Source organism: Polaromonas sp. P4_F4 (assembly GCF_056401355.1).
This window is the reverse complement of record NZ_JBFUJO010000010.1, coordinates 139,752-161,114: the sequence shown is the minus strand read 5'-3', so window position 1 is coordinate 161,114 and position 21,363 is coordinate 139,752. Positions and strand designations below refer to the sequence as shown.

At 61.3% G+C, this 21,363-nt stretch carries 13 protein-coding genes; 6 read left to right on the top strand and 7 right to left on the bottom strand.

Annotation, left to right across the window (positions count from 1 at the left end; all coding sequences use genetic code 11):
• Positions 1-45: 45 nt before the first annotated feature.
• The gene (locus AC1DUR_RS13000; RefSeq protein ID WP_477718132.1) at positions 46-831 is read left to right on the top strand and encodes a peptidylprolyl isomerase; all 786 of its coding nucleotides are present in this window, start codon (positions 46-48) and stop codon (positions 829-831) included.
• Positions 832-913: 82 nt separating this feature from the next.
• Here AC1DUR_RS13000 and purL read toward each other — a convergent pair whose 3' ends face one another.
• Positions 914-5,023 carry a phosphoribosylformylglycinamidine synthase gene (gene purL, locus AC1DUR_RS12995; protein WP_477718131.1) on the bottom strand — a complete coding sequence of 1,370 codons (4,110 nt, stop codon included), beginning with the start codon at positions 5,021-5,023 and terminating at the stop codon, positions 914-916.
• A 293-nt stretch (positions 5,024-5,316) separates the two neighbouring features.
• On the opposite strand from purL, the gene map reads away from it, so the two are divergent.
• The 5 genes from map (at position 5,317) to AC1DUR_RS12970 (ending at position 11,976) form a co-directional block, all read left to right on the top strand.
• The gene (map, locus tag AC1DUR_RS12990) at positions 5,317-6,171 is read left to right on the top strand and encodes a type I methionyl aminopeptidase (protein ID WP_477718130.1); all 855 of its coding nucleotides are present in this window, start codon (positions 5,317-5,319) and stop codon (positions 6,169-6,171) included.
• Positions 6,172-6,223: 52 nt separating this feature from the next.
• The gene (locus AC1DUR_RS12985; protein ID WP_477721656.1) at positions 6,224-8,815 is read left to right on the top strand and encodes a [protein-PII] uridylyltransferase; all 2,592 of its coding nucleotides are present in this window, start codon (positions 6,224-6,226) and stop codon (positions 8,813-8,815) included.
• 321 nt (positions 8,816-9,136) lie between these two features.
• Entirely contained in the window at positions 9,137-10,018 is an 882-nt protein-coding gene (locus tag AC1DUR_RS12980; RefSeq protein ID WP_477718128.1) for a phosphate/phosphite/phosphonate ABC transporter substrate-binding protein, read from the top strand.
• Positions 10,019-10,023: 5 nt separating this feature from the next.
• The gene (locus AC1DUR_RS12975) at positions 10,024-11,097 is read left to right on the top strand and encodes a hypothetical protein (RefSeq protein WP_477718127.1); all 1,074 of its coding nucleotides are present in this window, start codon (positions 10,024-10,026) and stop codon (positions 11,095-11,097) included.
• 30 nt (positions 11,098-11,127) lie between these two features.
• A complete protein-coding gene (locus AC1DUR_RS12970) occupies positions 11,128-11,976 on the top strand; it encodes a phosphate/phosphite/phosphonate ABC transporter substrate-binding protein (protein WP_477718126.1) in 849 nt (282 codons plus the stop codon).
• A gap of 142 nt (positions 11,977-12,118) precedes the next feature.
• On the opposite strand, the gene AC1DUR_RS12965 is transcribed toward AC1DUR_RS12970, so the two are convergent.
• From AC1DUR_RS12965 to smc, 6 genes are all read right to left on the bottom strand, one after another.
• Positions 12,119-12,826, bottom strand: a complete 708-nt coding sequence (locus AC1DUR_RS12965; protein ID WP_477718221.1) for a class I SAM-dependent methyltransferase — start codon at positions 12,824-12,826, stop codon at positions 12,119-12,121.
• Between the two features lie 105 nt (positions 12,827-12,931).
• Positions 12,932-13,471: a peptide deformylase gene (gene def, locus AC1DUR_RS12960; RefSeq protein ID WP_477718125.1), complete on the bottom strand. Its 540-nt coding sequence runs from the start codon at positions 13,469-13,471 to the stop codon at positions 12,932-12,934.
• Positions 13,472-13,578: 107 nt separating this feature from the next.
• Positions 13,579-13,782, bottom strand: coding sequence for a hypothetical protein (locus AC1DUR_RS12955; protein WP_011483505.1), 204 nt, complete (start codon positions 13,780-13,782; stop codon positions 13,579-13,581).
• Between the two features lie 147 nt (positions 13,783-13,929).
• Entirely contained in the window at positions 13,930-16,050 is a 2,121-nt protein-coding gene (gene ligA / locus AC1DUR_RS12950) for an NAD-dependent DNA ligase LigA (RefSeq protein WP_477718124.1), read from the bottom strand.
• 36 nt (positions 16,051-16,086) lie between these two features.
• Positions 16,087-17,181: a cell division protein ZipA C-terminal FtsZ-binding domain-containing protein gene (locus tag AC1DUR_RS12945; protein ID WP_477718123.1), complete on the bottom strand. Its 1,095-nt coding sequence runs from the start codon at positions 17,179-17,181 to the stop codon at positions 16,087-16,089.
• Positions 17,182-17,287: 106 nt separating this feature from the next.
• On the bottom strand, positions 17,288-20,836 hold the full coding sequence (gene smc / locus AC1DUR_RS12940; RefSeq protein WP_477718122.1) for a chromosome segregation protein SMC: 3,549 nt from the start codon (positions 20,834-20,836) through the stop codon (positions 17,288-17,290).
• Positions 20,837-21,363 lie beyond the last annotated feature (527 nt).

The window sequence follows — 21,363 nt, the reverse complement described above, 5'->3', positions numbered from 1 at the left end:
GATCCAAACCATTCACCAAGCGTCATCAAGGATTACCAATACATCATGAAAAAGCAATTTTTACTGGCTACCGTCGTTGCAGGGCTGCTGGCCATGGGCGCGCAAGGCGCTTTCGCGCAGAACGTCGCCATCGTCAACGGCAAGGCAGTCCCCAAGGCGCGTCTTGATTCGCTGGCCCAGCAAATTGCCCGCTCCGGCCGTCCGGTGACCCCCGACATGGAAAACCAGCTGCGCGAGGAAGTCATTGCGCGTGAGGTGTTCATGCAGGAGGCTGAAAAGCAGGGACTGTCCGCCAGCGAAGATTTCAAGGTGCAAATGGAACTGGCGCGCCAGACCATCCTGATCCGTGAACTGTTCGCGGACTATCAAAAGAAAAACCCGGTGACCGAAGCTGATCTGAAGGCCGAGTACGACAAGTTCGCCGCAGCCAACGGCGGCAAGGAATACAAGGCCCGCCATATCCTGGTCGAAAAGGAAGCCGAAGCCAAGGCCATCATTGCCAGCCTGAAAAAAGGCGGCAAGTTTGAAGACATTGCGAAGAAACAGTCCAAGGATCCAGGCTCAGGAGCCAAGGGTGGTGACCTCGACTGGGCCAATCCGTCGGGGTATGTGCCTGAGTTCAGCGAGGCGCTGCTCAAGCTCAACAAAGGACAGCTGACCGATGCGCCGGTGAAGTCGCAGTTCGGCTACCACGTGATCCGCGTTGACGACATCCGCAGCGCCCAGTTGCCTTCGTTTGAAGAAGTCAAACCGCAAATCGCCCAGCAGATGCAGCAGCAGAAGCTGGCCACCTTCCAGGAAGACCTGCGTAAAAAAGCGAAGATCGAATAAGCGTCAGCTGACGCTCCGGCGCGTTGCGCGCCATCTCAAAAAAAACGCGGCTCAAGGCCGCGTTTTTTGTTTCACCACACCATTACCCGACCCAGCGGCGCGCGTTATGCCACAGCTGCATCCAGGGGCTGAACTCGCCCTTGTCGCCCGTGGTCCAGCTCATCTGGACGTTGCGGAACACCCGCTCGGGGTGCGGCATCATGGCCGTGAACCGCCCGTCGGCCGTCGTCACGGCGGTCAGGCCACCGGCACTGCCGTTGGGGTTTGCCGGATAGGTTTCGGTCGCCCGGCCGTGGTTGTCCGTGAAGCGCATGGCTGCAATCGCCTTGCCGGCGTCCCCGCGGTAAGCGAAATTGGCATAGCCTTCGCCATGCGCGACGGCAATCGGCAGGCGGCTGCCGGCCATGCCCTTGAAGAACAGGCTTGGCGAATCCAGCACCTCCACCATGGACAGGCGCGCCTCAAAGCGCTCGCTCCGGTTGGTGGTAAAGCGGGGCCAGGCCTGCGCGCCGGGGATGATGTCGGCCAGTTCCGCAAACATCTGGCAACCATTGCACACGCCCAGGCCAAAGGTATCCGGCCGTGCAAAAAAGCCCTTGAACTGCTCGGCCAGTACCGGGTTGAAGGTAATGGACCGGGCCCAGCCTATGCCGGCACCGAGTGTGTCGCCGTAGCTGAAACCGCCACAGGCGACCACGCCCTGGAAGTCCGCCAGCCGGGCGCGGCCGCTTTGCAGGTCCGTCATGTGCACGTCAAACGCCTCGAAGCCCGCTTCGGTGAAGGCATAGGCCATTTCCACATGGGAGTTGACCCCCTGCTCGCGCAGCACTGCGACGCGGGGACGCGTGAGCATCAGCCCGGGCGCGCGGGATTCAGGCGTAAACGTCAGCTGCACATGCATGCCCGGGTCGGCTGGATCACCAACTGCAGCGTGTTCGGCATCGGCACAGGCCGGATTGTCGCGCTGCTGGCAAATCTTCCAGCTCGTGCTGTCCCACACTTGCTGCAGGTCCTGGAGTTTGGCGCCAAACACCGCCTTGGTGTCGCGCCAGACCTGCACTTCACCCTTGCCGACTTCCAGCGAAGCATGTTGCGGGCGGGTTTTACCGATGAAATGGCTGAACCTGGACAGGCCGTGCTCGCGCAGGGTCTGCATCACCTCGTTGCGAACGTCGGTGGACACCTGGATCACCACACCCAGCTCTTCATTGAACAGGGCCTTGAGCGTCAGCTCTTCACGGCGCACTCCGACCTGGCTTGCCCAGTTCTTGCTGTCGCCCATGTCCATGCGGCTGTCGGAAATGCCGTCACCCTCGACCAGCAGCATGTCCACGTTCAGCGACACGCCCACGTGGCCGGCAAACGCCATTTCGCAGCAGCAGGCCAGCAAGCCGCCATCGCTACGGTCGTGGTAGGCCAGAATCCGGCCTTGTTTGCGCAACGCGTTGATCGCATTGACGAGGTTGACCAGATCCTTCGGGTCGTCCAGGTCCGGCACCGCGCCGTCCTCAAGATTCAGGGTTTGCGCCAGGATGGAGCCACCCATGCGATTTTGGCCCTTGCCCAGGTCGATGAGGATCAGCGAGGTATCTGCCTCTGCCGTGTTCAGCTCGGGCGTGAGCATGCCGCGCACGTCGGCCAGCGTTGCGAAAGCGCTGACGATCAGTGACACCGGTGAGGTCACTTTTTTACGCTCACCGCCTGCCTGGTCCCCGCTCCAGACCGTGCGCATGGACAGCGAATCCTTGCCGACGGGAATCGACACGCCGAGGGCCGGGCAAAGCTCCATGCCCACCGCCTTGACGGTCTCGTACAGCGCCGCATCCTGCCCCGGCTCGCCGCAGGCAGCCATCCAGTTGGCAGAGAGCTTGACGCGCGGCAACTCGATCGGCGCGGCCAGCAGGTTGGTAATGGCCTCGGCGACAGCCATGCGGCCCGAAGCCGCAGCATTGACAGCGGCTAGCGGGGTGCGCTCACCCATGCTCATGGCTTCACCGGCAAAACCCCGGTAATCGGCCAGCGTGACCGCACAGTCGGCCACCGGCACCTGCCAGGGGCCCACCATCTGGTCGCGGTGCGTCAGGCCGCCCACGGTGCGATCGCCAATCGTGATCAAAAAGCGCTTGGAAGCGACCGTGGGGTGGCTCAACACGGCAATGACGCTTTGCTGGAGGTCCACACCGGTCAGGTCAATCGGCTTGACGCTGCGTGTCAGGCTTTTCACGTCGCGATGCATTTTGGGTGGCTTGCCCAGCAACACGTTCATCGGCATGTCGACTGGAGGATATGAAGCCCCCACGTTCGGCACTGTCGTGTCCTCACTGCCCCCCGAGGGGGCTGCGCTTGCTTGGGGCGGCGCGGCGCGGCGCGCGGCCGCTTCGTTGTCCGCCACCACCAATACCGGTTCGTCGGTGGCAACACCGATCACGGCAAAGGGGCAACGCTCGCGCTCGCAGAAGGCCTGAAACTGCGCCAGCGACTCGGGCGCGATCGCCATGACATAGCGTTCCTGGCTTTCATTGCTCCAGATTTCCTTGGGCGACAGTCCGCTTTCTTCCAGCGGCACGGCACGCAAGTCAAAACGGGCGCCCCGGCCAGCATCATTCACCAGTTCGGGGAACGCATTGGACAGGCCCCCGGCACCGACGTCATGGATGGCCAGGATGGGGTTGGCCGCGCCAAGCTGGGCGCACTGGTTGATGACCTCCTGGGCACGGCGTTCGATTTCGGGATTGCCACGCTGCACCGAATCAAAATCGAGCTGCGCCGCATTGGCACCGGAGGCCATGGAGCTGGCCGCGCTGCCGCCCATGCCGATACGCATGCCAGGGCCGCCCAGCTGGATCAACAGCGTGCCGGCAGGAAACTGGATCTTTTGGGTCAGGCCCGCGTCAATCGTGCCGACGCCACCGGCGATCATGATGGGCTTGTGGTAACCCCAGCGCTGGCCGCCCAGGGTTTGCTCGTATTCGCGGAAATAGCCGGCCAGGTTGGGCCGGCCAAACTCGTTGTTGAAGGCCGCACCGCCCAGCGGGCCTTCGGTCATGATCTGCAGCGGGCTGGCGATGTGCTCCGGCTTGCCGTAATCGCCGTCAAACAGACGGGAGACCGTGAAGCCCGTGAGGCCGGCCTTGGGTCTGGAGCCGCGGCCGGTGGCGCCTTCGTCGCGGATCTCGCCGCCAGCACCGGTCGAGGCGCCAGGGAATGGCGAGATCGCCGTCGGGTGGTTGTGCGTCTCGACCTTCATCAGCACGTGCATCAGCACATCGTCGGTGGCGCTATAACTTTGATAGCTTTCATCCTTGGTGTTTTCTGGGCTCGAGGCCGATTTTGCATAAAACCGCTGGACCCTGGACCCTTCCATGACCGAGGCATTGTCCGAATAGGCCACCACCGTGTGCTGGGGATGGAGCTTTTCGGTGTTGCGGATCATCGCAAACAGGCTTTTCTCTTGCGGCACGCCGTCTATCGTGAAGTCGGCGTTGAAAATTTTGTGCCGGCAGTGTTCGCTGTTGGCCTGCGCAAACATCATCAGCTCGACGTCGGTCGGGTTGCGTTTGAGCTGGGTAAAGGCATTCACCAGATAGTCGATTTCGTCGGCGGCGAGTGCCAGGCCGAATTCCGTATTGGCGCGCTCCAGCGCGGCCTTGCCACCCTGCAGCACGTCAATGGTCTGAAGCGCCTCGCCCTGCAGTTCCGTGAAGAGGCCTGCCGCCTGCGCCCGGTCGAACATCACGCTTTCGGTCATGCGGTCGTGCAGCAGTGCCGCAACCTGCTCGCGCTGGGCATCGGTGAGGCTGGCCTTACCCAAGAGGCCCGATTTCAGGTGCAGGCGGTATTCGGTCAGGCGCTCGATGCGCTTGACGGCCAGCCCGCAGTTGTGGGCGATGTCCGTGGCTTTCGAGGCCCAGGGGGACACCGTGCCGAAACGCGGCGACACGATGAACAGCGCGGTGTCAACCGCCTTGACTGAGGCTGTAGGCTCGCCGTAGGTCAACAAGGCCGCCAGCCGGGTCCTGAGTGCGTCCGAAGGCGGCGCCTCGGTGGCCACCAGGTGCACAAACCGGGCACTGATGCCGGCGATCTTGTCGTGAATGGCTTGCAGGCGGGGAAGAAGTTGCTGGACGCGGAAGTCGCTCAGGGCGTTGATCCCGTGGGGTTCGCCCTCAAAAGTCGTCAGGTGCAGGGTCACGGTAGTGGTGGCCTTGTAGTGGGAGGTGGGCAGCTCATAGGCTGTTTTTGTGGGGGTTTAACACCACCTGCAATCGCTAGGGTTTGCCGGTTACGCGTTAACCCGTAATTTTATCAGCGACTCGGTTTGTGCTGAATGAACGGGCTACTTTCATGGACGGACACCGCCAGACCCGCAGTCTGACCCAATAGCCCCCTCCTTTACCGTTCACTTTGTCTCGCCACATTTCCCGTTCAATTCCGCAAGAATACCCATACATACCCATGGCACGGACCGGTGGGATAATCAGAAACATGAGTATTACGTACAAAGATGCTGCGGGTATTGAGGGCATGCGCTTGGCCGGCAGGCTGGCGTCCGAGGTGCTGGACTACCTCACGCCTTTCGTCAAACCCGGCGTGACGACCAATGAGATCGACCGGCTGGCCCATGACTACATGACCCAGGTCCAGGGCACCATTCCCGCGACCCTGGGCTACGGCCCCCCCGGCTACGTGCCCTACCCCAAATCGCTGTGCACCTCCGTCAACCACCAGGTTTGCCACGGCATCCCCAACGATAAACCGCTGAAAAAAGGCGACATCGTCAACATCGATGTGACCGTTATTACCAAGGACGGCTGGCACGGAGACAACAGCCGCATGTACCTGATCGGCGAGGCGTCGATCGCGGCCAAGCGGCTGTGCAAGGTCACCTACGAGGCCATGTGGCAGGGCATCATGCGCGTCAAACCAGGCGTGCGCCTGGGGGACATCGGGTTTGCCATCCAGGCCTATGCAGAAAAACAGGGGTTTTCCGTCGTGCGCGAATTCTGCGGGCATGGCGTCGGCCAGAAATTCCATGAAGAGCCGCAGGTGCTGCACTATGGCCGCCCCGGCACACTGGAGGAGCTCAAGCCGGGCATGACGTTCACCATCGAGCCCATGATCAACGCCGGCAAACGCGACATCAAGGACGGCCCGGAAAAAGACGGCTGGAGCATCGTGACGCGCGACCATTCACTGTCAGCCCAATGGGAGCACACCATCCTCGTTACCGAAACCGGTTACGAGGTATTGACTCTCTCGGCAGGCAGCCCGCCCATTCCTGCGTTTGTCGCAGATTTTCTGGCTCAAAACAATCCGGCACAAATCCTGGTCAGCGCCTGAGCCGGCTCGTGTCAGCCTGTCCTGCGCACCTTGATGACCCCGTTCCCTACCCATGAGTGAACTGCTTCAGGTGCGGGAGCAATACCGCGCGGGCAAGACAGCCCTCCTCGCGTCGCTGGCCGGCAGCGGCGCCTCATCCCGCGGCATTCACAGCCTGCTGCAAAAACTGGCTAAACACACAGACGCCACGCTGCAGCTGCTCTGGCAGCGTGCCGGCTTCCCGGCCACGGCCTGCCTGGTGGCGGCCGGTGGTTTTGGCCGGGGCGAGCTGTTTCCCCACTCCGATGTGGACGTCCTGCTTTTGCTGCCGGACGACGCCAATGCCCAGGAAGATGCGGCCCTCAAAGCCAAAGTGGAAAACTTCATCAGCAGCTGCTGGGACAGCGGGCTTGAAATCGGCTCCAGCGTGCGTACCGTGGCCGACTGCGTGGAAGAGGCCGCCAAGGATGTCACCGTGCAGACCTCCCTGCTGGAAGCACGACGGGTTGCCGGCTCAAAAAAGAACTTTCTGAGGCTGCAAAAACAGCTCAACGAGGTGCTCGACCCCAAGGCCTTTTATGTGGCCAAAACACTGGAATTGCGTCAGCGCCATAACAAGTTTGAAAACACCCCCTACGCCCTGGAGCCCAATTGCAAGGAGTCGCCGGGAGGCTTGCGGGATCTGCAGGTGGTGCTGTGGGTTGCGCGGGCGGCGGGTCTCGGAAAATCGTGGGATGATCTGGCCCGTAGCGGCCTCGCCACGGCCTTCGAGGTGCGGCAAATCAAGGCCAATGAAGCGCTGCTGAGCCTGATACGCGCCCGCCTGCACCTTATTTCGGGACGGCGCGAAGACCGCCTGGTGTTCGATCTGCAAACGGCTGTTGCGGAGTCTTTCGGCTACTCAAGCCACGCCGACGATGGCAGCAGGCTGCCACGCCGCGCCAGCGAAGCGTTGATGCGCCGTTACTACTGGGCCGCCAAGGCGGTGACCCAGCTCAACCAGATCCTGCTGCTCAACATTGAAGAGCGCCTGAACCCCAACACCTATCCCTTGCAGCCCATCAACGAGCGGTTCTGCGACAAGGCCGGCATGCTGGAGGTGACCAGCGATGACCTGTATGTGCGCCAGCCGCATGCGATTCTTGAAACCTTCCTGCTGTATGAGAYGACCGTCGGCATCAAGGGGCTGTCGGCACGCACTCTGCGGGCGCTGTACAACGCCCGTGGCGTGATGACCGCGAAGTTTCGCCGCGACCCCGTCAATCGGGACACCTTCCGGCGCATACTGCAGCAGCCCGAAGGCATCACGCACGCCATACGGTTGATGAACCAGACCTCCGTGCTGGGCCGTTATTTATGGATATTCCGCAAAATCGTCGGGCAGATGCAGCACGACCTGTTCCACGTGTACACCGTGGACCAGCACATCCTCATGGTGCTGCGCAATGTGCGGCGCTTCTTCATGGCCGAGCACTCGCACGAATACCCCATGTGCTCACAGCTTGCGGCAGGATGGGACAAGCCCTGGATACTGTTCGTCGCCGCACTGTTTCATGACATTGCCAAAGGGCGTGGCGGCGATCATTCAGAACTGGGCTGCAAGGACGTGCGCGTTTTCTGCCGCCAGCACGGCATCGCCGCTGTGGATGCCCGCCTGATCGAGTTTCTGGTGGGTGAGCACCTGAGCATGAGCAGGATCGCCCAAAAGGAAGACCTCAGCAACCCCGACGTGATTGCCGCCTTTGCCAAGCGGGTAGGCAATGAGCGCTACCTGACCGCCCTGTACCTGCTGACGGTGGCCGATATCCGGGGCACCAGCCCCAAGGTCTGGAATGCCTGGAAAGGCAAGCTGCTGGAAGACCTCTACCGCTACACGCTGCGCGTGCTGGGTGGGCGCGCACCTGACGCCGATGCCGAGGTGGAGGCCCGCAAGCGCGAGGCCCTGACCACGCTGGCGCTGCATGCCGAGCCATTCGAGGCCCACAAGGCGCTGTGGGATACGCTGGACGTGAGTTACTTCATGCGCCATGAGGCAGCCGACATTGCCTGGCACGCCCGGCAGCTGTCGCGCTACGTGGGCAAGGCCAAGGTCATCGTGCGTGCGCGCCGCTCGTCGGCCGGCGAAGGCATGCAGGTGCTGGTGTACACGCCTGACGCACCGGACCTGTTCGCCCGCATTTGCGGTTATTTTGACCAGGCAGGTTTCAGCATTCTGGATGCCAAGATTCACACCGCCAAAAACGGTTATGCGCTCGACACCTTCCAGGTGGTCAGTCCCGAGCTGGTCGACCACTACCGAGAGCTGGCCGCCATGGTCGAGGCTGACCTGGACCGAACCATTGAAGAGCCGGGCCCGCTGCCTCCTCCCGGCAAGGGCCGCGTATCACGCCGCGTCAAAAGCTTTCCGATTGCACCACGGGTGGATCTGCAGCCGGACGAAAAAGCCCAGCGCTGGCTGCTCAGCGTATCGGCCAGCGACCGCGCCGGCCTGCTGTACCTGATTGCGCGAGTCCTGGCCCGCCACCGCATCAACCTGCAGCTTGCCAAGGTCACCACACTGGGCGAGCGTGTGGAAGATACCTTCCTGATCGATGGCCCCGAATTGCAGCAAAACAAGGCGCAAATCGCCATTGAAACCGAGTTGCTGGAAGCGCTGAACGCCTGAGGCCGTTGCTGCAAGCCAACTGGTTGGCTTCGCTTTACGTTTGTTACCTGAATTTCTGACAGTTGATCAGGATATCGTCCTGCAGCCGTTTTAGCGCAGATACGTCCGGGCTTCGCGAAAACGCGATCACTCACCTCCTCCAAAAAAGGTATCGAATTGCTTTTGACGTTAGCAGTTGTATCGTCACTTGGAGTGTCTAGCTGCTGACCCTGTCAGATCTGACAGGGGAAGGTGCATCGCAGCAATTTGTGCCCGTACTGGCGCGCTCCTAGACTCTCCTTACGCATGCCTCCCCGGCGCATGACGAGGAAACCAGCCAGCATGAAACGTCCTGACCACGATCCGCGCCCTCACGGCCTACTCACCCCATTTGACCGTAGAACCTTACTTTCACTCGGTGTTGGCGCCCTGCTGCCGGTTGTGCCGGCATGGGCCCAAAGCCCCGGCGCCAGCAAGAAAGCCGCAAGCAGTCAATGGCGCATGGTCATCAACGAGGCCGTGACGGGTGACACCAACATCTTCATCCTGACGAGCCGCTACCGTCCTACGGCAGATTTCCTGGAAGCGCACCTCAAGGGAAAGTCCATCGGACTGGAACCCGTTGTAGACATCAAGCGCTTCATGACGCTGGCACAAGGCCAGTCCAAACCAGAGCTGATATTTGGCAAGTCGGTCAATCAGCTGGCCAAGCTGGTGCGGGATGACGGTTATCAGCCCGTAGTGCGACGTGCTGACCCCTACAAGGCCGCGTTCATCGTCGACAAGGCTTCACCGATGAAGAACCTTTCGGATGCGAAAGGCGCAAAAATCATCATGCCCGACGAATACGCAGCGACCAGTGCCGTGGCCAAAGCTGAGCTACGGCGGCAAAACGTCAATGCGAGCATCGTGCATATCCGTTACCAGGAAGCCGTGTCCCAGCAGGTGAAGGCCGGCTTGGCCCAAGTGGGTGTGGTCAACCCGACCACGGCCCGCAAATGGGTAGAAGAAGGCGGCCGCATGCTGGCCGAGACCCAGCCAGTGGTCAACTGGTCTGTGTTGGCAGGACCCAGTCTGTCGGCGGAGGTGGTGCAGCAACTACGCGAAGCGCTGCTCAGCATGAACAGCCAGGCGCCCACGGTCATTGCCGCCATCGGCGTCAAGGCATGGGCTGCGGCCGAGCGCAAGGACTATCTTGACTTGTTGGATTACACGAAGGAGTGAGGGAAATGTTCGACACGCATTACAAATCTCACAGCATCCGAGTCGCAGTGGCGGCCCTCCTCTGCGGGTTTGGGATTGCCGCCGCGGCGGTCTCCCTGCCCAACCTGCAATCGCCAGATCCAATTGGCGTGCCGCCTGCGATTCAGCAAACGGCGCGAGATATCGCCGCGGACCTGGCCTCGCATTGCCCTCTCGCATCTGCGGGGGATACCGGGGCCTACAACACTTGCCGCAAAGGGCTGTTCGGATCAAGCGCCCTGCGCTCTCATCTGCCCGGCATTGTGCTGTGGGGCCGGCAGAGCAAGACGGCCAACGCCACATTGCGCCAGACCAACCTGACCCAGTTCGCGCCGGACATCTGGACCAGCATGTACGCGCCACTCTTCATGTTCAATGGGCGCCACAAAGTGGAGTGGGTGCCGGAGGAGAAGATGTTCCGGATCGAGCTGGAAGCGGCTTTTCGCAACCGGTTGGCGCCGGGGCAGTTCCCCTACCCGTTCTGGCATGACGAAAGCAAATGGGCGATGTATGAAAACGCCAATGCTTTCATGCTCTGGATAAACCCGGAGACGGGCAAGATCCGTGCAGCGCAGTTCACCGACCGCGCGTCGACGCCGATGCTGCTACCGGTGCAACCAATCAAGCATGCCAAGTATGAAGGGCCTTGGCTGTGGACCGACGAAAAGGGCAATACACAGCCAGCAGTGACCCTTTTTGACGGCCTCTACCGCCCCGAGAACCCCTATATCAAATCCATCGATCGCCAGTACCGCGACCTTGCGCTGCAGATGCGCGAGTCGCAGTGCACAAGCTGCCACGTGCCCAACAACCCGGACAAGATGAGCCGTCTGGTGCTGCTATCAACACCCGCTCACGCAGCCGGAGAGATCGACCGCCTGATCAAGGCAGTCAAAGAAGACCGTATGCCGCTGGATGAGTTCAGGCTTAACTATGCCCTGTCGCCCGAGAACAAGAAATGGCTTCTTGAAAGCGCCACCGCTTTCAAAATGACCCTGGAAGCCGCGCAAGCCTGGGAGAAGCAGGCTCCCGGTAAGTCGACGGCCAGTTTGGCACCCTAGTACTCCAACCCAACGCTTACAGGTGATGAAATGAATCAGACCCTTTGCCAGACCGCCATAAGCCGGCGCACCGTCCTGCGCAGCGTCACAGCCGCCGCCCTGTGCAACACCCCGATTGTCCGGGCGCAGCAGTCCGGCGCAGACCAGTGGCGCCTGCTGGTCAACGAAGCCATGACAGCGGACTTCAGCATTTCCATGCTGGCCATGCGCTACCGCAGTTGGGCCGACTACATGGCCGCACAAATCCGCAACAAGCAGGTCTATGTAGACCCCATCATCGATATCCGGCGCTTCGTGCAACAAGCACAGTCGGAGCAAAAGCCGCTGTTGATTTTTGGCAAATCGGTCAACCAGTTGTCCAAGCTCGTGCGAGATCACGGCTACCAGCCACTGGTGCGCCGGCCAGAGCCCTACAAGGCCGCATTTATTGTTCCAAAGGATTCCCCAATCCAGAACTTTTCACAACTCGGCGGCAGGAAACTGCTGCTGCCCGACGAGTTTTCCGCTACCACTGCTGTGGCTAAGGCCGAAATACGCCGCACGAATATGCGCGAACCCTACATGTCACATACCCGCTTCCAGGATACGGTGGCCGCACAGATCAACGCCGGCCTGGCTGAGGCCGGCGTGGTCAATCCAACTATTGCCAAAAAGTGGAAGGATGGTGGGGGGCGCATCATTGGCGAAACGCAGCCGGTGGTCAACTGGTCGGTACTGGCGTCACCCAAAGCACCACCAGAACTTGTGGCCAAACTCACCGAATCACTTCTGGCCATGAACAGCCAGTCTGCAGGCATTCTGTCTGACATAGGCGTCAAGCAGTGGGCCAAGGCCGACCGCGCTGACTACTTGGCCCTGCTGGAATATACGGGCGAGTAAATTCATACCCTTAATTCATGCTCTTGCGCGCTATGCAAGTTGCATTGGTAACTTGTAACATCTGCCTGGCCGGGGCGCCAGGCGCATTTGAGATCGAGCGTGTTGCAGGAGCCTTGAGTGCCGACTACCCTAGCAGCAGCCTTCAAGACGTCCTCAGGTAGCGCAACAGTCGTCCCTTGTATTTGGCACCACTGCCGGGCAGTTGAGAAATAAGTGTCTGCGTATGGGAGTAACCCAGCGAATCCATGTTCCGGTTAAATGCGACCCGATTGCCCCGATCGGGATCGACGATCAACACCTCAACGTCTGGCTGGGCATGCAGATCAATGAATTGCGACAGGACCTGGGGCTGCCCGCGGTCATAAAGAATATCGCTGCCAATGATCAGGTCAAAGCGCTCCAGAAGCGGGTTGGCCCTTGACCAGTTGCCCATCTGGTATTTCATGGCCGGGAGCCGATTGAGTTTGAGATTTTCCAGCAAAAAAGCCGCTGCCAGCGGGTGGCAATCGCTCGCCGTGATATCCCCGCCGCGCCGATGCACGATCAGGCTGGCCAGAGCCAGACCGCAGCCCAGTTCCAGAATACGCTTGCCCTCAAGTTCATAGGTCAGCATGACATGAGCCAGCACCCGACCGGACGGCCACAGCAGGCCAAAAATCGGCCAGGCTGATGATGAAATGCCTTCTGCTTCAGCCTCGCCCAGGGGATCGTGAAATTGCTGCCGGTCCAGCAGGGAACGCACTTGAAGATCGTCGCCGCTTCCGGTGATCGTTTCAAACTTGAATTGATAGGGCGGTAGGGTTGGCGGTTTAACAGCCCCCAGGGGGGTCCGGCCAGGAACAGAGGACATCCCGAAAACTCTTCCTGGCGTACAACACGCACAAACGGGCAAAAACTGCCAAAACTGTGGAATCCGACCAGTTCAGTGTACGCCTTTGAGCCTCAATCCTTCGGCTCAATCGTCAGTCGATGCATCGAGCCCCGGAAACAGTACGTCGGTATAACCAAACTGTGTGAAGTCCCGGATGCGCATCGGGTAGAGTTTGCCCATCAGATGATCGCATTCGTGCTGCACCACGCGGGCGTGAAAGCCGTTCACGGTTCGGTCAACGGGATCGCCATACTGATCAAAGCCGGTATACCGAATATGTGAAAAACGCGGAACCAAACCGCGCAGGCCCGGCACGGACAGACAGCCCTCCCAGTCCTCCTCCTCATCGGGGCTCAAGGGCGTGACGATGGGGTTGAGCAATACGGTGCGAGGGACCAGCGGCGCGTCGGGGTAGCGCGGATTGACCTGGCTGGTGCCAAAAATCACCAGTTGCAAATCGACGCCGATCTGCGGGGCGGCCAGACCGGCGCCCTCCGCAGCCTGCATGGTGTCAAACATGTCGGACACCAGCAAGTGCAGTGCGTCCGTGTCAAATGCCGCGACAGGCTGGGCAACCCGCAATAAACGCGCATCGCCCATTTTGAGAATTTCGCGAATGGTCATAGCCCCATTATCGCGGGGCTGGCGAACTTACGCGCGCTTGACGGGTTGGCGCATTGCCAACTCCGGTTTAATTGCAATGCTGCCGGTGTGACCGCGCGGCAACCTGCTCAACGCCAGTGCCGATAACCCCGGTAGCCGCGGTAGCCGTAGTACGGTGCAGGCACCACGACAACCGGCGCGGTCTCGACATACACAGACGCGTCAGGGTAGGTGGCATAAGGACGATAGCCAACCGGAGCGACCACGCAGCCGGACAGCAAGGCAGCCACGCCGGCGGTTGCCAGCAAGCCGGATAAACGGATGTAGTTCATGAAAAGCTCCTGTTCTGAGCTTTTAACGTATCAGTGCCCCACTTGGCGTGACGTCGGGTTTGCAAAGCTCTGTAATGATCTGTAAGCGACAGGAGTCACTTATGGCTACGGCATGGCCACAGAGACAACGCTGAGACAAATTTCGCTTTATCCGGCTTCAGCAGAAGCCAGCAGCTGCATCAATGCCCCTTCATCCATCACGGCAATACCGAGTTCCTGCGCCTTGAGCAGTTTGCTGCCAGCCTCGGTACCCGCCACAACATAATCCGTCTTTTTGCTGACCGAGCCGGTCACCTTGCCACCGGCGGCCTCCACCTTGTCCTTGGCTTCGTCCCGGCTAAGGGTGGGCAAGGTACCGGTAATCACAAAGGTTTTCCCGGAAAGCGGTTTAGGGGTGACTGCAGCAGGTTCGCCCTCCTCCCAGTGAACGCCGCAGGCGCGCAGCTGCTCGACCACCTCACGGTTGTGCGGCTGGTCAAAAAAGGTGCGTATGCTCTGGGCAACGATGGAGCCGACATCGCTGACACCCAGCAACTGCTCTTCCGTGGCATCCATGATGGCGTCCAGCTTGCCAAAATGGCGTGCCAGCTCTTTGGCGGTAGCCTCACCCACGTGGCGGATACCCAGGCCGAACAGGAAGCGCGGCAAGGTGGTCTGCTTGGATTTTTCCAGCGCCTTGAGCAGGTTATTGGCCGATTTGTCGGCCATGCGATCCAGGCCGGCCAACGCCGTGAGGCCCAGTTTGTAAAGGTCGGGCAGCGTGCGAATCACATGGGCGTCCACCAATTGCTCAACCAGCTTGTCACCCAGGCCTTCAACCTCGACGGCGCGCCGGTGCGCGTAGTGCAGGATGGCCTCCTTGCGCTGTGCGCCGCAAAAAAGCCCGCCGGTGCAACGGTAGTCGGCTTCGCCCTCTTCGCGCACCGCATCGGAGCCGCAGACCGGACATTGGCGCGGCATTGTGAACATCGGTGCGCCCTGCAATCGCTTGTCGGGCAGCACGCTGACAACCTCGGGGATCACGTCGCCGGCACGGCGGACAATCACGGTGTCGCCCACCCGCACATCCTTGCGACGCGCCTCGTCTTCGTTGTGCAGGGTGGCATTGGTCACGGTAACGCCACCGACAAAGACCGGTGCCAGCTTGGCCACCGGCGTCAATTTGCCCGTGCGCCCGACCTGCACCTCAATACCCAGCACGGTGGTGAGCTGTTCCTGCGCCGGGTATTTGTGGGCCACGGCCCAGCGCGGTTCCCGGCTGACAAATCCCATCCTTTTCTGCAACGCCAGGCTGTTGACCTTGTACACCACGCCATCAATGTCGTAAGGCAGGCTGTCGCGCTGCTTGCCCATGGCCTGGTGAAACGCTATCAATTCAGGCGCACCATGCGCAAGCCTGGTCTGGGCGGCCACTGGAAAACCCCATGACTTCAGCGTTTGCAGAAGCTCCATATGGGTAGCAACCCAGGGGTTCTTCGGGTCGATGTGTTCGGCCTCCAGCACAACCTCGCCCACACCATAGGCAAAAAAGCTCAGCGGGCGCCGTGCGGCGATAGCTGGGTCCAGCTGGCGCACCGCACCGGCGGCGGCGTTGCGTGGATTCACAAAGGTTTTTTCCCCTTTGACACCCGCAGCTATTTTCTCGCGCTGTTTGTCATTCAAGGCCTCGAAATCGGGGCGGCGCATGTAGACCTCACCCCGCACTTCCAGCACAGGCGGTGCGTCAGACGGCAGCTTGAGCGGAATCTGCCTGAGGGTGCGGATGTTCTGCGTCACCTCTTCCCCGACCTCACCGTCGCCGCGGGTGGCAGCCTGCACCAGCACACCGTGCTCATAACGCAAGCTCATGGCCAGCCCGTCAAACTTCAACTCAGCCACATACTCGACCGGCGGATCCGACTCCGTCAGCCCCAGTTCCTTGCGCACGCGGGTGTCGAAATTTTGCGCGCCGGTGGCCTCTGTGTCCGTCTCCGTGCGAATGCTGAGCATGGGCACCTTGTGGCGCACGCTGGCAAACTGGTCAAGCGGCTTGCCGCCCACGCGCTGCGTCGGGGAATCCGATGTCAGCGACTCCGGGTATGCCGCTTCCAGGTCCTGCAACTCCTTGAACAGCCTGTCGTACTCGCTGTCGGGAATGGTGGGTTCGTCCAGGACGTAATAGCGATGCGCATGAGCGTGAAGTTCAGCGCGCAAGGCGGCCATGCGCTCGGCAGGGGACGCCGGCGGCCGCGAAGGCTCCGGCTGCGCAAACAGGTCTTTGGTGGCCATGAAAAAAATCAAAAGTGAGCGGCAAGCCCGGGAAAGTCAGGAAAACAGACGCCTGCCCAGCACAGAGCCGGCCGACAGGTCGCGGCCGTCCAGCGTGTCATAGAGCTGCTCCAGGTCGGCATGGATCACGTCCATCGCTTCTGGCCGGATGAGGTTGCCGTTGTCGTCGATGATCACGCCATCCATGCTGGCGGCCAGGGCCATGGCGACCTCGCACATGCGCGCAAACGGCTGCTCGGAGCGCAGGACTTGCGGCACGTCCAGGGACAGCGTGAGCTCGCGCAACGCCGTTTGTTCGGGGTCGTCCGCCATGGCGGCCTGCGTATCGAAGGCCAGGCCCAGAATCGGCGCATGGCCCGGCTGACTGGCGGGCAGCACCATGCGGCCCGGGATGGAGCCGGCTACAAAACCGAGCCTTGCGGCGCTTTGCTGCACATAACCGGGGCTCCAGGCTGTGTGAATGGCGCGCAGGGTGAAGCTCAACTGGGCATCGTGCCCGCTGGCGAACTGGTCCAGTTCCCTGGCACGTGCAACCTCGTCGAGCATTTCCGGAAATTCCGGCTCCCCCCCAATGGCGTCGGCAAAGGCCTGCGCCTTCATGACAAATTCGGAGTACTCAATCTGGTTGAGCGCACCGGTTCGGTTGGCCAACTGCACGCCGCACTGAAAGGCGCTGTAGCGATGACCGGCGGTCGGGAATTCCCACTCGCCAGTAGTCACGCTGAGGCCCTCCACCCCGAAGGGTTTGCTGCCGACACGGCGAGTGCTGGGCATGGCGGCCAACGCAGCGTCACCCGACACCACCGACTCAACCACCACCGGCGCCACTGCGTCGATCAGTACGTCCAGACCGGGTTTTCTGTCGGGCGTGGTGAGGCTCGCCAGGGAGGGCAGGCCAGAGTCGCCATCCACATCTGTATCAAAGCTGGGCTCCTGTCGCTCGGCCAGTACGTCAGGCGCTGTAGTGGGTGCCTGCATTGGCGCCTGATGCGGTGCGGGCTCCTGTGCGGGAGGCACGGGTGGTGTGGCCCGCTTGGGCAGGTTTCTGCGCGACGACCAGGCGCTGTGAGCCACCACGCCTGCCAGCACCAAGCCGCCCACCACCGCCAAACTGACCTGGAGTGTGCTCATGCGAGACGCGCCCCCGCACCGCCCGCTCCATCCCGCCCAGGTGGGAGGGGGGCGGTGCGCTTCCCGCCGGCAAGGGCTGATTTTCGTGGGGGCAAACCGATGGTGCTCATGCTGCGATCTCGGAGAATCCGAGTGCCGCTTCCATGTCCACCGCCACGATGCGCGAAACGCCCTGCTCCTGCATGGTGACGCCGATCAGCTGCTCGGCCATTTCCATGGCGATCTTGTTATGGCTGATGAAGAGGAACTGCGTTTCCTTGCTCATGGAGCTCACCAGCTTGGCGTAGCGCTCGGTGTTGGCGTCGTCCAACGGCGCGTCGACCTCGTCCAGCAGGCAGAACGGTGCGGGATTGAGCTGGAAGATCGCAAACACCAGGGCGATGGCCGTCAGCGCTTTTTCACCGCCCGAGAGCAGGTGAATCGTCTGATTTTTCTTGCCGGGCGGCTGGGCCAACACCTGCACACCGGCGTCGAGGATTTCTTCGCCGGTCATGACCAGACGTGCGTTACCACCGCCAAACAGTTCGGGGAACATCTTGCCGAAATGGGTGTTGACGGTTTCAAACGTACTCGCCAGCAGATCGCGCGTTTCCATATCGATTTTTTTAATCGCATCTTCCAGCGTGCCCATGGCCTCGTTGAGGTCAGCGGACTGCGCATCCAGGAACTGTTTTCGCTCACGGGCCGCGCTCAACTCGTCCAGCGCAGCGAGATTGACGGCACCCAGGGACTGGATTTCCCGGTGAAGGCGGTCAATCTCGCCCTGCAGGCCGGTCAGGCGCACATTGCCAGCCTGAATGGACTGCTCCACTGCCACCAGGTCAGCCTGTGCATCGTTCAGCAGTTGTTCGTATTGTTCAAAGCCCAGGCGTGCGGCCTGTTCCTTGAGCTGGAACTCCGTGATGCGCTGGCGCAAAGGATCGAGTTCCCGCTCAAGCTGTAGGCGGCGCTCGTCGCTGGCGCGCAGCTTGTTCGTCAGGTCGTCATACTGGCTGCGTTTGGCGCCAAGGTCGGCTTCGCGTTCCAGCTTGACGCTCAACGCGCTCTGCAAGCCGGCCTGCGCCGCTGCATCGGTCAGGCGGGACAACTCTTCTTTCGCACGCTCTTCTTCGGTTGCAATCGACGCGGCCTGCTGGGTGGCAATGGCAATGGAACGGGCCAGCTCTTCGCGCCGTGAAGCCAGGCTGCGCAGGGCAAATTGCGCTTCCTGCGCCTGGCGCTCCAGCGTGCGTTGCTGCTCGCGTGACTCACCCAGTTTGCGCTCGGTGTCGATCACCCGGTCATCGAACTGGGCATGACGCTCCTGGCTGTCGGCCAGTTGCATGTCGAGCTCCTCAAAGCGGGCCTCGGCCGTGACCTTGCGCTCCTGCAGCTCACCGAGCTGGGCCTCAATTTCCGCCATGTCTGCCTGGATCTGCTCGCTGCGGGCACGGGTTTGCTCGGCCAGTTGCGTGAGGCGCAACACTTCCACCTGCAGTTCGTGGGCACGGCTCTGGCCTTCGGCCGCTTCACGGCGTGCCGTGACCAGCCGCTGGGCGGCATCCGCATATGTGGCTTCAGCGCGTACCAGCGCGCTTCTGGCTTCATCGCTGATCAGGGCCTGGGCCTTGAGCTGCTTGTCGAGGTTTTCGATTTCCTGCGCGCGGGCCAGCAAACCGGCCTGCTCGGAATCCTGTGCATAAAAACTGACGCTGTGCTGCGTGACGGCGTGGCCGCTCCTGACGTAAATCACTTCGCCTGCATCCAGCTTGTCGCGAGCCGCCAAGGCTTCGTCCAGGTTTTGCGTGGTGTAGCAGCCGTGCAGCCAGTCACCCAGCAGCGCCGACTGGCCGGCATCGTTCAGGCGAAGCAGATCGGCCAGGGGCTTGAGGCTGACGGATGGATTGGAGCGGGCGGGCACCGCGGCATGGGGCGCCGTATAAAACGAGAGTTTGGCCGGCGGCCCTTCACCGTCACCGCGGCCATCGGTGCCCGCAAAGCCGCGCACCATGTCCAGGCGGCTGACTTCGAGCGCACCCAGGCGCTCGCGCAATGCGGCTTCCAGGGCGTTCTCCCAGCCCTGCTCAATATGAATACGGCTCCACAGGCCTTGCAGACTGCCCAAACCGTGCTTTTCCAGCCATGGCTTGAGCTTGCCATCGGTTTTGACTTTTTCCTGCAGGGCTTTGAGCGCCTCCATGCGGGCGGACAGGTCGGCGCGTTTGGCCGACTCGGTGTTAACGGTCTGCTGCAGGGTGCGCCGTTCCTCGTCAAGCTGCGGCACGGTTTCGGTCAACTCATGCAGGCGTGCCTCGGATTCCGCCTGTGCCTCTTGTGCGCCGCTGAATTGCGCAGTGAGGTTCGCCAGGCGCGCTTCATCGGGAGCATTGAGCGCGTTGCGGTCGGCCGTCAAGCGCTCATGGCGCAAGGCCAGCGTGCGCGATTGCTCTTCAATGTTGCGCTGGTCGGCGGCCAGCACCTGAATCTGCTGCTGGACCTGGGCCACACCGGTGCGCTGCTCGTTGGATTTGGCCTGGGCCTGGCGCAGCGCTTCTTCAAGTGCCGGCAGCTGGGTTTGGTGCTCTTCAGTTTGCGCCACCAGCAGCTCGGCTTTTTCTTCGGCTTCGATGGCCTGGGCTGCCAGGCTCTCCGTCTCGGCTGCGGCGTCTTCCTGGCGCGTCGCCCATTGGGCGGTCTGCTCCTTGAGCTGGGCCAGACGCTGCTCGACGCGCAGCCGGCCATCGACCACAAAGCGGATTTCAGCTTCCAACCGCCCGACTTCCGCGCTGGCCTCATAAAGTTTGCCCTGCGCCTGATTGACCTGGTCGCCCGCGGCATAGTGTGCCTGGCGAATGGTTTCGAGGTCGGCTTCGATATGGCGCAGGTCGGCAACGCGACTTTCGAGATCGTTCACCGCCTTCTCGGAATCCACCTTGACCCGGGCCTGATCGGCCTGGCTCTCGGCACGCTTCAAAAACCACAGCTGATGCTGTTTGAGGGTGCTGTCAGCCTGCAGGGTGTTGTAGCGCATGGCCACTTCGGCCTGCTTTTCCAGCCGGTCGAGGTTGGCATTGAGCTCGCGCAGGATGTCTTCTACCCGCGTCAGGTTTTCCCGCGTATCCGACAGCCGGTTGGCGGTCTCCCGGCGGCGTTCCTTGTATTTCGATACGCCTGCGGCTTCCTCCAGAAAGAGGCGCAACTCTTCCGGCTTGGACTCGATGATGCGGCTGATCGTGCCCTGGCCAATGATGGCGTAAGCCCGCGGGCCGAGGCCGGTCCCCAGGAACACGTCCTGCACATCACGGCGGCGTACCGGCTGGTTGTTGATGTAATAGCTCGAGGTGCCGTCGCGCGTCAGGACACGCTTGACGGCGATCTCGGCAAACTGACCCCACTGGCCACCAGCCCGGTGATCGGCATTGTCAAACACCAACTCCACACTGGAGCGGCTGGCTGGCTTGCGCGTGTTGGTGCCATTGAAAATGACGTCCTGCATGGACTCGCCGCGCAGCTCGGAGGCCTTGCTTTCCCCCAACACCCAACGCACCGCGTCCATGATGTTGGATTTACCGCAGCCATTGGGCCCCACCACACCGACCAGTTGCCCCGGCAACACGAAATTGGTGGGCTCCGCGAACGATTTAAACCCTGATAACTTGATCGAATTGAGACGCACGGCAGTCCCTGTTTTCTTGAGCGTTTAGCTAAGTCGTTGATTCTTATAGCGCTTGACGGGGCGCTCGCACTGCCTGGCGCGCAGTGCACGGCCTGCAATGTTACCCGAGCATGGGATGCTTTTTTGCAGGAGAAAATGCCCAAAACCCGCGGCGGGTGAAACATTTTGAGTCCAGGGTAGGCAGGCGGAAGGCGGCAAGAAGCCAATGCTGGCTCACGGAAAGACGTCCTGACTGCGGAAAAGAAGCATCAAATTGACCTTTAGCCCCGTCAAAAGGTCATGTACAGCTATGGTTTTTGACTCGGCAAGCCGCACTGATCGACAGCCGGGCCTGCTTTTTTTGCGCCTTCAAAAATGGTTGGAAGAATTCACCCAGTATTTCCAGCCCCATTTCGCGATGCGACACGGCGGCGTTATGCAATAACTTGCGAATGCTTCGGCAGCAGGTTATAGCGTGACCTAGCGTGATAGGGGGTCTGTGCCGGGTGCATGGATGACGGGCCATGTCGGCAGGGGACCCGTTGATG